Raw genomic sequence first — 14230 nt, forward strand, 5'->3', positions numbered from 1 at the left:
GGTAAGGCTATGATTTCAGGTATCCTGGCATCTCCTGGTATTGCTTTTGGTAAAGCACTACTACTGCAGGAAGAAGAGATTGTTCTAAACAAAGCTCCAATCGCTGCAGACCAAATCGAGAACGAAATTCAGCGTTTCTTCGATGCTCGAAAAAAATCTTCTGAGCAACTAGAAGTTATCAAAGAAAAAGCACGTGCAACCTTCGGTGAAGAGAAGGAAGCCATCTTTGAAGGCCACATCATGCTGCTGGAAGATGAAGAGCTTGAAGAAGAAATCATAGCCTTCATTAAAGACAACAATGCGTCTGCAGATCTTGCGATTCACTCTATCATCGAAGAGCAAGCATCTACGCTAGAGTCATTGGATGATGAATACCTAAAAGAGCGCGCAACGGACATCCGTGACATCGGTAACCGTTTTGTGAAAAACGCACTGGGTATCAGCATCGTAAACCTAAGCGCTATCAACGAAGAAGTTATCCTGGTTGCTAACGACCTAACGCCTTCTGAAACTGCGCAAATCAACCTAGATTACGTTCTTGGCTTCATCACTGATATCGGTGGCCGTACGTCGCACACCTCTATCATGGCGCGTTCTCTAGAGCTACCTGCAATCGTAGGTACTAACGACATTACAGCTCAGGTTAAGAATGGCGACATGCTGATTCTTGATGCAATCAACAACACGATTGTTATCAACCCATCTGAAGCTGAACTGACCAAATTCAAAGCGATCCGTGACGCACACGTTGCCGAGAAAGAAGAACTGGCTAAGCTAAAAGACCTGCCAGCTATCACGCTTGACGGCAAGCAAGTGGAAGTTTGCGGTAACATCGGTACAGTTAAAGACTGTGACGGCGTTAACCGTAACGGTGGTGAGGGTGTTGGCCTTTACCGTACTGAATTCCTGTTCATGGACCGCGATGCACTTCCTACCGAGGAAGAGCAGTACGCAGCTTACAAAGAAGTTGCGGAAGCAATGCACGGCGAGCCAGTGATCATCCGTACTATGGATATCGGTGGTGACAAAGATCTACCGTACATGGATCTGCCACAAGAAATGAACCCGTTCCTAGGCTGGCGTGCGGTTCGTATCAGCCTTGACCGTCGCGAAATCCTACGTGACCAGCTACGCGGCATCCTACGTGCATCTGCGCACGGTAAGATCCGTATCATGTTCCCGATGATTATCTCTGTTGAGGAAATCCGCGAACTGAAAGCTGCGATTGAAGAGTACAAAGCAGAGCTTCGTGCTGAAGGCCACGCGTTCGACGAAAACATCGAGATCGGTGTAATGGTTGAGACCCCTGCTGCTGCAGCGATTGCTCACCACCTAGCAAAAGAAGTTGAGTTCTTTAGTATTGGTACTAACGACTTAACCCAGTATACTCTTGCTGTTGACCGTGGTAATGAGCTGATTTCTCACCTTTACAACCCACTATCACCTGCTGTCCTAACTGTGATTAAGCAAGTTATCGACGCTTCTCACAAAGAAGGCAAGTGGACAGGTATGTGTGGCGAGCTAGCGGGTGATGAGCGTGCAACCCTACTTCTACTAGGTATGGGTCTGGACGAATTCAGCATGAGTGGAATTTCGATTCCTCGCGTTAAGAAGATTATCCGCAACGCTAACTTTGCTGATGTTAAAGCAATGGCTGAGCAGGCGCTTGCTATGCCTACTGCTGCTGAAATTGAAGCTCACGTAGAAAAATTCATCGCAGAAAAGACCATCTGCTAATATAGCTGCAGATAGAATAAAAACGCTTAGGAGCAACGATATGGGTCTGTTTGACAAACTTAAGAAGCTGGTTTCTGATGACAACACTGAAACTGGTGCTATCGAAATCATCGCACCACTTTCTGGTGAAATCGTAAACATCGAAGATGTGCCAGATGTTGTTTTCGCAGAGAAAATCGTTGGTGACGGTATCGCTATCAAACCTGCTGGCAACAAAATGGTTGCACCAGTAAACGGTACTATCGGCAAGATCTTCGAAACTAACCACGCTTTCTCAATCGAGTCTGACGACGGCATCGAGCTATTCGTTCACTTCGGTATCGACACTGTTGAACTGAAAGGTGAAGGCTTCACTCGCATCGCTGAAGAAGGCCAGACTGTTAAAGTTGGCGACACTATCATCGAATTCGACCTAGCACTTCTAGAAGAGAAAGCGAAGTCAACTCTGACTCCAGTTGTTATCTCTAACATGGACGAAATCAAAGAGCTGAACAAACTTTCTGGCGCAACAACTGTAGGTGAAACTCCAGTTCTTCGCATCAAGAAGTAAGATTGTCACAATCTTTGCCAAAAGCGCTGCCCTCGGGCGGCGCTTTTTGTTTGTTGGAAGAACGGTCCTGTGGTCCTGTGGTCCTGTGGTCCTGTGGTCCTGTGGTCCTGTGGTCCTGTGGTCCTGTGGTCCTGTGGTCCTGTGGTCCTGCAGGCAGCATTCTCTTATAACTGCGATAAATCAAGCTTCTGCTTTTCGTTATTCCTAGAGCCTAGGGCCGGCTTCTCCTAGGTCCCCGTTTCTCCTAGAACCATCTCGTAAAAAAAATCCCCGATCAAGGATCGAGGATTCACTCAAAGTTTAGCTCCACAGGGCCTTAGGGCCTTAGAACCGCTTTTGCTCTTCCGTTCTTACAACGAATTCAGCATCTCTACCGACGGGGCGAAGAAGTAAGCACCGGTTACAGCGGTAGTGAAGCGCAGCAGTTGGTCGGTCTTGCCGTCTGTGTGGCCGTACATGCTCTCTAGCATGGCTTTGAAATTATGTTGGGTGTGGCAGTAGGCAATGAACAGTAAGCCGTGATCGCCGCTTACAGAGCCGTATGGCAGGCTGTGACGAACGATTTTAAGGCCCTTGCCTTCCTCTTTGATATCAACTCGGCCTACGTGCGAAGCTGCAGGTACGTCTTCAAGCTCCACAGAATCAGGCTTGGTACGGCCGACGACTTTTTCCTGCGCTTGGATATTCAGGCGGTTCCAGGCCGGTAGGTTATGAACGAAACGCTGCAGCATCACAAAGCTACCACCGGTAAAATCACCTTCTTTGATCAAGGCGACATCCTGACGGGCTTCCAGCGTTTTAGGGTTCTCGGTACCGTCGATGAAATCGGTCATATCACGCGAATCTAGGTATTTGAAACCGTACGTTTCATCCATGATTTCAACATGCTCGGCAATAGGTGAGACGAACTGGCGCAGCAGGTAGAAGTTCAAGTCGTGACGGCTTGAGTTAACATGAAGCAATACATCACCACCAGTTGCCGGTGCTGTCACTTTACCTTCACCTAGTGGTGTGAAGTCATCGAACTCTGCCGGCATGCCTTTTTCAAGTGATGCCCAAAATGTCTTACCAAACGCGATACTCGCCCGTAGCTCGGCACCTGGCTGTTGGTTGTTGATTTCTTCAACCAATGTGTGGACTTGCTGACAGCGCTCAACAAGTGCCTTGTTATCACCTGTTGCCTTCATAACAACATACAGTGCAAATGGTCCTGCTTCAGGCAAAATCAAAGGTTGTGCCGTAGCCATATTTTTCTCCTAATTTATTATCATTGCTGTACCAGCGTTATGCAGCCTAAAGTATATCGAGAATACAGCTCGGAAAATTGATCGTTATCAGCAGAGAGGGATTACATAATTCAAATCAATATGTGTTTTATAGAGATTTTCAATAACTTTAGCTACCACCTCAAGCATCTTTCTGCCACCTTACCGCCATTACTGAACGGATTAGATGCTGAAAAATGCTGAAATGTTCAACTTGTGTCTATTTTGACCTGCTATGCTGGAGTAAAATTTATACAAACACAACACATTAGCTGATACCAATAACAAGGACTAGATCGTGGAGACAGGTTCATCATCATTTCCGACCAAAGATGTAGCTGGCACCCTTTACCAAGCCAAACAGACACAGAAACTGATAGACACCCATCAAAGCAGTACGAATAAATTCGAAGATGATCCGAAAAAGGATCCTGACACCGTAGTGATCTCCGCCGATAACAAAGCGCAAACTCAGGAAGACCGTTTAATCATCAAGAAGAAAGTGGCTGATGCTATCAACGACCACCAGCCAAAGCCGGACTTTTACAGCCAGAGCATTACCCCTGATCCGGGAACAGGCAGTGGTAATGTCCTTGATACCGCTGTGTAGTACTTTTGCCTTTACCTTATTGTAAATGCAAAAAGCCCGCATCTCGACTGCGGGCTTTTCAATTCGAGAGGTAGATAGAAACCTTATACCGACGTTACTTCCACCTGAAGCTTCACTTGCTGATCGCCGTTATTATCCAACCCTTCAAACATGGTTGGTGCATTTAGGCCAGTAGAGAGCGTTGGAGACACCAGTGTACGCCAACCGCCATCATCAAGTCGCTCCTGAACTTTAAAGGCGATCTTCACTTCTTCCGCTGAGACTTCCAGCAACTCTGCGCTGCCAACCAGTTCACGGCTGTTTTGTTCACTGTCGATGCTGCTACCGAAGAAAACAGTTTCTTCACCTGGCAGCAGCGACAAAGATGTATTGACCGACTGGGTATTTCCTGTCGCACCAGTCAGTTCGAAATTGACATCGAGTAGCCAATCGGCCATGGCTAACGGGCTTAGCAGTGCGCTGAACAGCACCAACCCTTTACCCCAATCATTCATTGTACTTACCTCTCTACGGGCTTGTCCGCGAATGTATTTCTGACCCTTGAGCTTCTGAGCAGGTACCCTCCTAGCCAGAATGTCAGCAGCAAGCTGATTGCTCGGGTCCAACTGAAGGCCCCATGGGTCAGCATCAGTTGGTACATTTGCAGAACACAATCTGTCGTAAAGCTCAGCAACAGGATTCCCCTCCCGTGCAGCCATACGTAATTAATTAGTTTTTTGTTTTTATGTCGGTATCCGGCCATCCACATAAAGATAAGGGCCGGAAGGCCTAATAGCATTGCCAGATATAGGTTCTCTCGCAATGGATATAAAATCTCCAAGACTTGGGCCCCTTGCTGGCGGCTTGCGCCCGCCATGACAAAAATCACCCAGCCTTTGGCACTGAACAACCAGCAAAGCCATAGCATGGCAGATGGTTTCAACAAGCCATGCTTGTCATAGGCGTCTATCGGATATAACACTCACTTTCCCCGTTTCTCACTGCATGATATGCAATGGAGCTTTGCCTCTAGTATTTCAATAGCTAAATTCGTTATTGGCAGCTATGGGCATAATTCAATGACTGGGGCCGATATAACAACACTGTTCACTGTTAGGCCCACCTTAATCTATCTGCTCACAACTACCACCCAAAGAGGTAAATTCTGTGGTTCAACGCACTATTTGGGTATCCGTCTTGTCGCAATGATCACGTTTTGTGGGATGAGATTGACGAATTTTCTAGTTTTATTACAAAAGTCACATCAGAAATAAATATGCTGAACATCCAGCAGTTTAACTTAATAACCATTGAAATTCATGATGTTAATGAATATTAACGCAAATCACACCCTGTTCATATTTTATTCAGCTGATGTAAGATTCCTACCTCTTTTGGAGGGGGAAGTTACAGCAAGGTGCCAAATTCTGATGTCACGGTATAATCTTGCCAAAGACCCCATTCATAGGACAAACGATGGCCACCAAGAAGAGTCAAGGGACCCCTTCCCCAGAAACCCAAGCAGAAGCAATGAAGATTGCGCGAGCAACACAGAAACCCGGACAGAGCAAAGAACAAACCAAGCTGATCGCACAGGGGATCCAGCACGGTATCGAGCAATACAAGAAACAGCAGAAAGCCAAAGCCCGCGAACGAGATAAGTTACGTAAGAAACAAGCAAGAGACAAAACGCAAGACATCGAACAAACCACTACAGATGCTGCTGCAGAAGAACAAGTGGTTGTGAGCAAGCAGCACTGGCTACCTTGGTTGTTGCTGGTTGTTTCTTGGATTGGATTTTTTAGCTTCCTCCAACTCGGTTAACCACATAAGGAGTCATGGATGATCCAGCAACAAGGTTTTCGTTATATCCCTCTAGTCGCGCTTATGGCCATACTGACCGGTTGTGGCAGCCCAGACTCGGCCCATAGCAACGCCGTTAGAGTCAACCAAGTCTGCGGCGAGAAGCCAAACTGTGTCAGCACCTTGGATAGCCGTGAAGAGCACGCCTTAGCCCCCTTTGAGCTCAATGAAAGAGGGTTAGAGCAATGGGCAGATATCGAGCAACTCGCCCTCACCCTACCCGGCGCCTCCCTAGCCAAACGTACCGAGGACTACCTGCATATTGAATGCACCAGCACAGTATTCCGTTTTGTTGATGATTTTGAAGTACAGCGGCAATCAGGCCAACTTACCGTCCGATCTGAATCTCGTACTGGATACTCTGATTTTGGTGTTAACCGCGAACGGGCAGAGCAATTCCGAGCACTATTGAATGAAGCAGGATATCTGAAGAAAAACTGACCCAGAGTAATAAAACAACTGTAAATAGTTCTCATTTAGATCTAAAATCAAACTAGTTTCCTGATGAAAGATCGCTATGAGTATTGCCAGTTTTTTGTTATTCGGCATCCTGGGGTTCCTGAGCATGGTGTTAGTTAACCTTGCCGAGTCACTTTTACTACCCGGCACCATGAACACTCTGACGCTATGGGTTATTATCTACAGCCTTTGGCTCTTCTTGATTGCCTTGGGGTTATATCACTGGTACCACGCCAAATAGCTTTCCAAGCATTAAAAAAGCCATGCTCGAGAGCATGGCTTTTGCTACATATACAACGAAATCTCGTTGCTAGATATTTTTGTCCTTGCCCAACGACAATAGCCAGACACAAATCACAGCTACCGCAGCAAAACCAGACAGGATGATAACAGGCATGGCCGCATAGCCCAGTACATGCCAGAAGATTGATTCTAATGTACTCATTGTTGCTCCTTATCTGAGGCTTACTGCCAGCCTTCAATACCCGACATGTCAGGCAATTTGTGGGCAATACCTTTGTGACAATCTACACAGGTCTTGTCACCCGATGCCAGCGCCGTTGAGTGCTGCTTGGCACTGCGGCTACCCTGCTCGGAAAAGTCCATGTACTCGAATTCGTGACAGTTACGACACTCCTGCGAATCATTTTCTTTCATCCGGTGCCATTCGCGATTAGCCAAGTGGCTCCGCCGTGCCTCAAACTTCTCTTGGGTATCAATGGTTCCCATTGCGTGAGCCACCAGCTCTTTCGAAGCCTGTACCTTACGCACAATTTTGTCGGTCCAGTTATGCGGTACATGACAGTCAGAACAGATCGCACGAACACCAGAGCGGTTGGCAAAGTGAACGGTTTCACGGATTTCTTTGACAATCGGTGCGTGACAGCCAGCACAGAACTCTTCGGTGTTGGTCGCTTCCATACCGGTGTTGAATGCGCCCCAGAACAGCAAGCCGCCCATAAAGCCCATGAACAACACCAGGCCGACCGCCACTTTACTCGGCGAGGAGAACCTGCGCCAAAATGCTTTCAATAGTTTCATTTTATAGCCCCTTTAGCACTGATGGCTATAATTAGCGCAACGCATCAACACGCTGGAAGTCATTTTCAACCAATGGCTTAGCGTCAGCCTGTGGTACGTGGCACTGAAGGCAGAAGTAGCGTGCCGGTGACACATCAGACAACACCTGACCTTCTCGCGGTGACTGGTAGTGAGTCACGCTGATCTTGGTCGCGCCCATTTCATTAGCATTTTTCCAGCTGTGGCAAGCCAGACACTTATTGGCATTCTTCGATACTTCGTAATTACGGATCGTGTGCGGAACCAAAGGTGGCTGGTAAACATAATCGCTGTCGATCGTGCCCTGATCACGAGGGAAACGCTTCATCGGATCCGCCGCTCGTGTCGCTTCCAACTCGCTGGCACCACGTAGTGACTCAAGGCCACCGATACCACCCGGGTTGTGCAGCTCTTCTGCACTGTGTACAGCGCCAGCCAGCATCATGCCAAATGCTATTACTGCTAGAACTAATCGTTTCATTGTATTCTCCGCCTAGAGGCTAAATTCAGGTAAAGGTCGGGCTGCCCGGCAAAGTGCCAGACAACCAACCTCTTCAATTTGTTGCTATTTATACTTTGGTGATCTTCACAGGGCACTTCTTGAAGTCGGTCTGCTTGGAGAGCGGATCGGTCGCATCAAGAATCAACTTATTCACCAAAATACGGGCATCAAAGAATGGGATGAATACCAAGCCCGCAGGTGGACGGTTACGGCCACGGGTCTCAACACGGCAGCGCACTTCACCACGGCGAGAAGCAACCAGTACTTCATCACCACGACGTAGACCACGCGACTCAGCATCATCTGGGTGGATATAACACAGCGCATCTGGTACTGCTTTATAAAGCTCAGGAACACGACGCGTCATGGTACCTGTGTGCCAGTGCTCTAGAACACGGCCCGTTGACATCCATAGGTCATATTCTTCATCTGGCACTTCTGGTGCTGGCTCAAACGGTGCAAAGATGATGTTTGCCTTGCCGTCTTTATGGCCGTAGAAACGGAAACCTTCACCGGCTGGTACGTAGGAGTCATGGCCTTCCGAGAAGCGCCACTTGGTTTCCTTACCGTCAACCACCGGCCAGCGCAGGCCACGTACCTGATGGTAGGTGTCGTATGGCGCCAAATCGTGTGCCTTGCCGCGACCAAATGCTGCATATTCTTCGAACAGGCCTTTCTGTACGTAGAAGCCCTGAGCTTTTGCATCATCGTTCAATGGCTGGGCTTCAGACATTGGGAACTTGTCGATCTGGCCGTTGCGGAACAGGATGTCGTACATGGTCTTGCCACGGTACTGCGGTGCTTTAGCCAGTAGCTCTTCGCCCCACACTTCCTCAACCTTGAAGCGCTTGGAGAACTCCATGATCTGCCAAAGGTCAGACTTAGACTCGCCCTGGGTTTCAACCTGCTGGTACCATGCCTGGGTACGGCGCTCTGCGTTACCGTAAGCACCTTCTTTCTCTACCCACATTGCGGTTGGTAGAACAAGGTCAGCGGCTTGCGCTGTGGCTGTTGGGTATGGGTCTGAACAAACAATGAAGTTCTCTGGGTTACGGTAACCCGGTAGACGCTCTTCGTTAATGTTTGGACCGGCCTGCATGTTGTTGTTACACATTACCCAGTAAGCATTCATCTTGCCGTCTTTTAGCATACGGTCATGCAATACGGCGTGGTAACCCGGCTTCGGTGGAATTGTCCCTTCAGGCAGTTTCCAAATTTTCTCAGCAACCGCACGGTGCTTAGGATTTGCCACGACCATATCAGCAGGCAGACGGTGGGCAAAAGTACCCACTTCACGCGCTGTACCACACGCAGATGGCTGGCCTGTCAGGGAGAATGGGCTGTTGCCAGGCTGTGAGATCTTACCGGTTAGCAGGTGGATGTTGTAAACCAAGCTGTTCATCCACACACCACGGGTGTGCTGGTTCATACCCATGGTCCACAGTGACATCACCTTGGTGTTAGGATCTGCGTACTGCTTCGCTAGCTCGATCAGCTTATCCTGCGATACACCCGACATTTCAGAGGCTTTCTCGACAGTGTACTCAGCAACAGAGGCCTTGTACTCTTCGAACGTCATCGCGTGCATTGCACCAGAGTTAGCGTTTTTCGCTTTCTGCTGGCGAGGGTCTTCGTCACGTAGTCCGTAACCGATATCGGTATCAGCACGCTTGAAGTTGGTGTGCTTGTTGACGAATTCCCAGTTAACCGCATCATTCTGGATGATGTAGTTAGCAATAAAGTTACCAATCGCAAGGTCGGTCTGTGGCTCGAAGATCATGCCGTTATCAGCCAACTCGAATGAGCGGTGGTAGTAAGTCGATAGCACGTTAACTTTAACGTGTGGGTTGCTCAGGCGGCGATCAGTCAAACGGGTCCACAATACTGGGTGCATCTCCGCCATGTTCGAGCCCCAAAGCACGAACGAATCTGCATTTTCAAAGTCATCATAACAACCCATCGGCTCATCGATACCAAAGGTACGCATGAAGCCAACAACCGCAGACGCCATACAGTGACGGGCGTTCGGGTCGATGTTGTTAGAACGGAAGCCTGCCTTCATCATTTTCGATGCCGCATAGCCTTCCATTACCGTCCATTGGCCAGAACCGAACATGCCGACACCAGAAGGACCGTGCTTCTTCAGCGCTTCTTTCCACTTCTCAGCCATCACGTCGAATGCCTGATCCCAAGATACTGGCTGGAAGTCACCGTCTTTATGGAATTTACCATCTTTCATACGCAGCATAGGTGTCTGTAGACGATCCTTGCCGTACATGATCTTCGATAGGAAGTAACCCTTGATACAGTTCAGGCCCTTGTTAACGGCAGCTTCAGGGTCACCCTGAGTCGCAACCACACGACCATTCTGCGTACCAACCAGTACTGAACAACCTGTACCACAAAAACGACAAGGCGCTTTATCCCACTTAATTTTGGTTTCGTCAGAACTAACAATTAAGTTAGTTGCTGATGCTGGCAGCGAGATCCCCGCTACGGCTGCTGCCGATGCAGCGGCGTTTGCTTTCACAAACGCACGTCTTGTCATTTTCATGAATCTTCCTCAGATTGCGAGTCGAACTGTTCGATTTGGTGATACACTAAAAAAGTGGTTAAAACGTGTTCTAAATTATTGATTTTATCTATTGTGTCAGTCACATAGCCCTGGTTTTCGGTTTCCAGAACCACTACGACCTTCCCTTCTTCACTGTCGCCGTATATTTCTGCATTCGGCATTGCTGCGATCTGCTCTTTGACAGAGGCCAGATATTCCGGCTTTACATGAACAACCAAGCTGGAAATGTGTACTTCTTGTAATGCCATCGCTAATTCTCTTCGTTATTGTGATTCACCATGGTGATCGCCGATGTCGGGCAAACCGACACACAACCGCCACATCCTGTGCAAACTGAGGTATCCAGTTCCGGGCGGGCAACGCCGCCCAATTGCAGTTTGAACCGAATCGCCATCACTTCGCAGGCATCGCCACAGCTTCGGCACTCAATATTCTGGTGGGCCAGGCAACCCTCATTAACCTGTGCCACCAAAGGCCATGGCTGCTCTGATTGCGGCTGAAACAACGGCTCGGGACAAGCCTCTGCACAGCGGTAACAGAATGTGCACTCACCACGCTGAAAGTCGACGGTAGGGAAACCACCATCGCCTTTGGCAATAATTTGTGTTTCACATGCATTGATACACTTGTTGCACCGGGTACAGCTATCGGTGAAGATTTCTTCATCGACCACCCAGGGCATTCGCTGCAGGTCAGGCTTGCGACGCCGCGTCAACAACCGACGACGGGAACGATCAAACATTGACTCAATCCTTCGTAAAATATTATTAATAAATAGTGATTACGGGCAGCAGCTTGGCTATATAAAACAAGGCGTACCAATTAACAGTCAAAATGAATTACAACAAATATTCACAAGCTGTCATTTTTTTACACGACAAGTGTAAATCCCGTAATAAATGCTTAAATACCTAGTAAGGGCTAATTAGGGGCTAAATTTGTCTTGGATCAATAAATTCAAATGCGTGCCCTCTCAGTATAAAAAAGCCAAGTTTTCTTTGAAGCGGCTAGCATTTATCTCAATTGCATTGAAAATCACCATTCCGTCTATTAAATATAGACCAGACTTAAACAGAAAAACGTTTTCTCCTTATCTTTAAGATAACGATTTAAAAGGAAAATCTGTGAAAAATAGGCCTCTAAAGCCCGTCACTACAACGATTGCCAGAGCCATGCTCGCAATCTTGCTTCTTTCTGTGGTTACCACCAGCTTTGCCCTGCTCACCCTTGCATCAAGTTTGAACGATGCCGAAGCTGTCAATGTATCCGGATCATTGCGGATGCAGAGCTACCGTTTGGCCTACGATATCCAAACCCAGTCCCCCCACCTTGAAGCTCATTTGGATATGTTCGAAAAGTCCTTGTTCTCGCCTTCCATGGCAGCATTGGAGCACTGGACGGTACCGACCAACATCAAGATGCACTACTACAACCTGATCGGCCGTTGGGAAGATCTGCACCCCTTATTGCATGATGGCAACGAGCGGTTATTTCTCAGCGAAGTAGCGAAATTTGTCGACCGGATCGACCAATTTGTCTACGAGTTACAAGAATTTTCGATCATCAAGCTACAGGTGCTTTCAGTGGTTGGCGGGCTGGGTTTGAGCCTGATCCTTATCGCTGCACTGTTCACCATCCACTTTACCCAGCGTAAGATCGTCACCCCACTCAACCAGATGGTGACCGCCAGCGAACAAATCCAGGAAGGGAAGTTCGACCTCACGCTCGACGTCAAAAGCGACAACGAACTGGGTATCCTCGCCGGCACCTTTACCACCATGGCGACAGAGCTTGGCAAGCTGTACCGCAACCTCGAAATGAAAGTCGATGAGAAAACCCGGCGCCTGCGCCAAGCCAATGACTCGCTGCAGGTCCTCTATGATTGCTCGCAAGAACTCTCGCAAAGTCGCCTGAGCACCAAAAACTTTGCGGTGATGCTCGAAACTTTGCTTGATATTGAAGGACTGACGGCAGCCAAGCTTATCATCGAAGAAAGCAGCGGCAACAACACCGAAATCACCGCAGGCGAGCCATCTGGCAATAACTGGCATTACCATGACCTTGAGCTCGACGGCCAAGTACTCGGCCAACTGTGGTGGCAAGACACCCTGCCATGCCCCGACAAAAGTTTGATAGAGAACATTTCCCGTACCTTGGCCAGGGGGATCTACTACAATCGCGCCCAGAAACAATCAGAGCAATTATTATTGATGGAGGAGCGTGCTACGATTGCACGTGAACTTCACGATTCTTTGGCACAATCACTGTCTTATCTCAAAATCCAAGTTACTCTGCTAAAAAGGCAACTTGGCCAAGGTGATCAGCAACAGACGATGGCGATCATCAGTGATATTGATCATGGGCTATCAGGGGCTTACACCCAGTTAAGGGAGTTATTGAGCACGTTCCGCCTGACAATCAAAGAAGCAAATTTTGGTGAAGCATTGGTAGAGATGCTAAAACCATTGGAAGAGCAGAGTAACGCTTTGCTGATCATTGATAACCAACTTTCATCACTGAGTTTGGATGCCCATCACCAGGTGCACTTATTGCAACTGATCAGGGAAGCAGCGCTAAACGCAATCAAACATGCCCAGGCAGATGAAATCATTGTTACCTGCCTGCAAGAGTTGGATACCGTTACTATCACTATCAGCGATGACGGAATAGGTTTTAACCCGGCCGATGAAAAGCTTAATCATTATGGCCTAGCAATTATGACCGAGCGGGCGTCACGCCTTCACGGTACACTGGAAATTAATACAACCAAGGGCACTGGCTGCGAAGTCACCCTTCAATTTCAGCCCGAATCCCAAGGATAACAATATGACGTGTTGGAAAATTATGATTGTTGATGATCACCCGTTAATGCGCAGGGGGATCAGCCAACTTCTCAGCTTTGAAAACGATTTCGAGATGGTTGGTGAAGCCAGCAACGGCGCTGATGCCGTCCTGCTCGCTCAGGAAAAAGAGCCGGATTTGATCCTGCTTGACCTCAATATGAAAGGCATGTCTGGTCTTGATACCCTCAATGCAATGCGCGCCGAAGGGATCCAGGCCCGAATTGTCGTATTGACCGTTTCCGATAGCCGCTCCGACGTTAAGGCGTTGGTCAACGCCGGCGCTGATGGCTACCTGCTAAAAGATACCGAGCCAGATCAACTTATTGCCCTACTCAAAGAAGCGATGAGCGGTGGCCAGGCTTTCAGTGATCTGGTCCGCGAGTACCTAGCCGACAGTGCCGAACAGGACTCACTACTCGATACTCTGACCGACCGTGAGATGCAAATCCTTAAAGAAGTGGCAAAAGGTTACCGCAACAAGCAGATTGCCGATAACCTGTTCATTTCAGAGGCAACGGTAAAGGTCCATATGAAGAGCTTGCTGAAGAAGCTACAAGTTAAATCAAGGACCGCAGCTACCGTGCTTTACTTGGAGTCACAAGGCCAGTAATGGGAAAATCTGGGGTTCTAGCCGTTTTACTGTCAGGTATGGTGTTAGCGGGGTGCAGTACCTCGCCCCTGCTTGTTGATACTAGCCGTGTGGTACTAACTTGGGATGCCAATGATATACAAAATACCTGTGAGAGGCGGGGAACGCTTATCGGCTCACAGGGGAGTTGGTATAACTA

At 48.3% G+C, this 14230-nt stretch carries 17 protein-coding genes; 8 read left to right on the forward strand and 9 right to left on the reverse strand.

Annotated features, from left to right (window positions below):
* Nucleotides 1-9: 9 nt before the first annotated feature.
* Both ptsI and crr read left to right on the forward strand, forming a co-directional pair.
* Nucleotides 10-1737: a phosphoenolpyruvate-protein phosphotransferase PtsI gene (gene ptsI, locus BIZ37_RS05640; RefSeq protein WP_107299279.1), complete on the forward strand. Its 1728-nt coding sequence runs from the start codon at nucleotides 10-12 to the stop codon at nucleotides 1735-1737.
* 40 nt (nucleotides 1738-1777) lie between these two features.
* Nucleotides 1778-2287, forward strand: coding sequence for a PTS glucose transporter subunit IIA (gene crr / locus BIZ37_RS05645; RefSeq protein WP_187460653.1), 510 nt, complete (start codon nucleotides 1778-1780; stop codon nucleotides 2285-2287).
* Between the two features lie 350 nt (nucleotides 2288-2637).
* Here the strand turns inward: crr and BIZ37_RS05650 are convergent, their stop codons facing one another.
* Nucleotides 2638-3534, reverse strand: a complete 897-nt coding sequence (locus BIZ37_RS05650) for a Dyp-type peroxidase (protein WP_187460654.1) — start codon at nucleotides 3532-3534, stop codon at nucleotides 2638-2640.
* 316 nt (nucleotides 3535-3850) lie between these two features.
* Here BIZ37_RS05650 and BIZ37_RS05655 point away from each other — a divergent pair, with 316 nt between their 5' ends.
* A complete protein-coding gene (locus tag BIZ37_RS05655) occupies nucleotides 3851-4162 on the forward strand; it encodes a hypothetical protein (RefSeq protein WP_187460655.1) in 312 nt (103 codons plus the stop codon).
* 83 nt (nucleotides 4163-4245) lie between these two features.
* Here the strand turns inward: BIZ37_RS05655 and BIZ37_RS05660 are convergent, their stop codons facing one another.
* Nucleotides 4246-4656 carry a hypothetical protein gene (locus tag BIZ37_RS05660; protein WP_187460656.1) on the reverse strand — a complete coding sequence of 137 codons (411 nt, stop codon included), beginning with the start codon at nucleotides 4654-4656 and terminating at the stop codon, nucleotides 4246-4248.
* A 5-nt stretch (nucleotides 4657-4661) separates the two neighbouring features.
* Nucleotides 4662-5123 (reverse strand): DUF2919 domain-containing protein, encoded by a 462-nt coding sequence (locus BIZ37_RS05665; RefSeq protein WP_107299274.1) that lies wholly within the window; start codon nucleotides 5121-5123, stop codon nucleotides 4662-4664.
* Between the two features lie 494 nt (nucleotides 5124-5617).
* Between BIZ37_RS05665 and BIZ37_RS05670 the strand changes: the two genes are divergently transcribed.
* The 3 genes from BIZ37_RS05670 (at nucleotide 5618) to BIZ37_RS05680 (ending at nucleotide 6704) form a co-directional block, all read left to right on the forward strand.
* On the forward strand, nucleotides 5618-5965 hold the full coding sequence (locus BIZ37_RS05670; RefSeq protein ID WP_187460657.1) for a DUF2956 domain-containing protein: 348 nt from the start codon (nucleotides 5618-5620) through the stop codon (nucleotides 5963-5965).
* Between the two features lie 63 nt (nucleotides 5966-6028).
* A complete protein-coding gene (locus BIZ37_RS05675) occupies nucleotides 6029-6445 on the forward strand; it encodes a DUF1499 domain-containing protein (RefSeq protein ID WP_187460668.1) in 417 nt (138 codons plus the stop codon).
* 76 nt (nucleotides 6446-6521) lie between these two features.
* Complete coding sequence (locus tag BIZ37_RS05680; protein WP_187460658.1) at nucleotides 6522-6704, forward strand: hypothetical protein; 183 nt, start codon at nucleotides 6522-6524, stop codon at nucleotides 6702-6704.
* Nucleotides 6705-6773: 69 nt separating this feature from the next.
* On the opposite strand, the gene BIZ37_RS05685 is transcribed toward BIZ37_RS05680, so the two are convergent.
* The 6 genes from BIZ37_RS05685 to napF form a co-directional block, all read right to left on the reverse strand.
* Nucleotides 6774-6908 (reverse strand): TIGR02808 family protein, encoded by a 135-nt coding sequence (locus BIZ37_RS05685; RefSeq protein WP_107299272.1) that lies wholly within the window; start codon nucleotides 6906-6908, stop codon nucleotides 6774-6776.
* Nucleotides 6909-6928: 20 nt separating this feature from the next.
* The gene (locus tag BIZ37_RS05690; protein ID WP_187460659.1) at nucleotides 6929-7504 is read right to left on the reverse strand and encodes a NapC/NirT family cytochrome c; all 576 of its coding nucleotides are present in this window, start codon (nucleotides 7502-7504) and stop codon (nucleotides 6929-6931) included.
* A 31-nt stretch (nucleotides 7505-7535) separates the two neighbouring features.
* Complete coding sequence (locus BIZ37_RS05695; RefSeq protein ID WP_370577310.1) at nucleotides 7536-7967, reverse strand: nitrate reductase cytochrome c-type subunit; 432 nt, start codon at nucleotides 7965-7967, stop codon at nucleotides 7536-7538.
* 124 nt (nucleotides 7968-8091) lie between these two features.
* Entirely contained in the window at nucleotides 8092-10578 is a 2487-nt protein-coding gene (gene napA / locus BIZ37_RS05700) for a periplasmic nitrate reductase subunit alpha (RefSeq protein WP_187460660.1), read from the reverse strand.
* Nucleotides 10575-10847: a chaperone NapD gene (locus BIZ37_RS05705; RefSeq protein WP_107299268.1), complete on the reverse strand. Its 273-nt coding sequence runs from the start codon at nucleotides 10845-10847 to the stop codon at nucleotides 10575-10577. Before BIZ37_RS05705 ends, napA begins: the two co-directional genes overlap by 4 nt.
* 2 nt (nucleotides 10848-10849) lie before the next feature.
* A complete protein-coding gene (gene napF, locus BIZ37_RS05710) occupies nucleotides 10850-11341 on the reverse strand; it encodes a ferredoxin-type protein NapF (RefSeq protein ID WP_187460661.1) in 492 nt (163 codons plus the stop codon).
* A 382-nt stretch (nucleotides 11342-11723) separates the two neighbouring features.
* Between napF and narQ the strand changes: the two genes are divergently transcribed.
* Together narQ and BIZ37_RS05720 are read left to right on the forward strand one after the other, a co-directional pair.
* Nucleotides 11724-13421, forward strand: a complete 1698-nt coding sequence (gene narQ, locus BIZ37_RS05715) for a nitrate/nitrite two-component system sensor histidine kinase NarQ (protein WP_107299266.1) — start codon at nucleotides 11724-11726, stop codon at nucleotides 13419-13421.
* A gap of 4 nt (nucleotides 13422-13425) precedes the next feature.
* A complete protein-coding gene (locus tag BIZ37_RS05720) occupies nucleotides 13426-14052 on the forward strand; it encodes a response regulator (protein WP_107299265.1) in 627 nt (208 codons plus the stop codon).
* The last annotated feature ends 178 nt before the right edge of the window (nucleotides 14053-14230 follow it).

The sequence above is a fragment of the Photobacterium sp. BZF1 genome, from assembly GCF_014349205.1.
Taxonomy (GTDB): domain Bacteria; phylum Pseudomonadota; class Gammaproteobacteria; order Enterobacterales; family Vibrionaceae; genus Photobacterium.

Bases quoted from the DNA above. Each gene is read 5' to 3' on its own strand.
- ptsI (WP_107299279.1), top strand. From the start codon at position 10: ATGATTTCAGGTATCCTGGCATCTCCTGGTATTGCTTTTGGTAAAGCA.
- crr (WP_187460653.1), top strand. From the start codon at position 1,778: ATGGGTCTGTTTGACAAACTTAAGAAGCTGGTTTCTGATGACAACACT.
- BIZ37_RS05650 (WP_187460654.1), bottom strand. From the start codon at position 3,534: ATGGCTACGGCACAACCTTTGATTTTGCCTGAAGCAGGACCATTTGCA.
- BIZ37_RS05660 (WP_187460656.1), bottom strand. From the start codon at position 4,656: ATGAATGATTGGGGTAAAGGGTTGGTGCTGTTCAGCGCACTGCTAAGC.
- BIZ37_RS05670 (WP_187460657.1), top strand. From the start codon at position 5,618: ATGGCCACCAAGAAGAGTCAAGGGACCCCTTCCCCAGAAACCCAAGCA.
- BIZ37_RS05675 (WP_187460668.1), top strand. From the start codon at position 6,029: ATGGCCATACTGACCGGTTGTGGCAGCCCAGACTCGGCCCATAGCAAC.
- BIZ37_RS05680 (WP_187460658.1), top strand. From the start codon at position 6,522: ATGAGTATTGCCAGTTTTTTGTTATTCGGCATCCTGGGGTTCCTGAGC.
- BIZ37_RS05685 (WP_107299272.1), bottom strand. From the start codon at position 6,908: ATGAGTACATTAGAATCAATCTTCTGGCATGTACTGGGCTATGCGGCC.
- BIZ37_RS05690 (WP_187460659.1), bottom strand. From the start codon at position 7,504: ATGAAACTATTGAAAGCATTTTGGCGCAGGTTCTCCTCGCCGAGTAAA.
- BIZ37_RS05695 (WP_370577310.1), bottom strand. From the start codon at position 7,967: ATGATGCTGGCTGGCGCTGTACACAGTGCAGAAGAGCTGCACAACCCG.
- napA (WP_187460660.1), bottom strand. From the start codon at position 10,578: ATGAAAATGACAAGACGTGCGTTTGTGAAAGCAAACGCCGCTGCATCG.
- BIZ37_RS05705 (WP_107299268.1), bottom strand. From the start codon at position 10,847: ATGGCATTACAAGAAGTACACATTTCCAGCTTGGTTGTTCATGTAAAG.
- napF (WP_187460661.1), bottom strand. From the start codon at position 11,341: ATGTTTGATCGTTCCCGTCGTCGGTTGTTGACGCGGCGTCGCAAGCCT.
- BIZ37_RS05720 (WP_107299265.1), top strand. From the start codon at position 13,426: ATGACGTGTTGGAAAATTATGATTGTTGATGATCACCCGTTAATGCGC.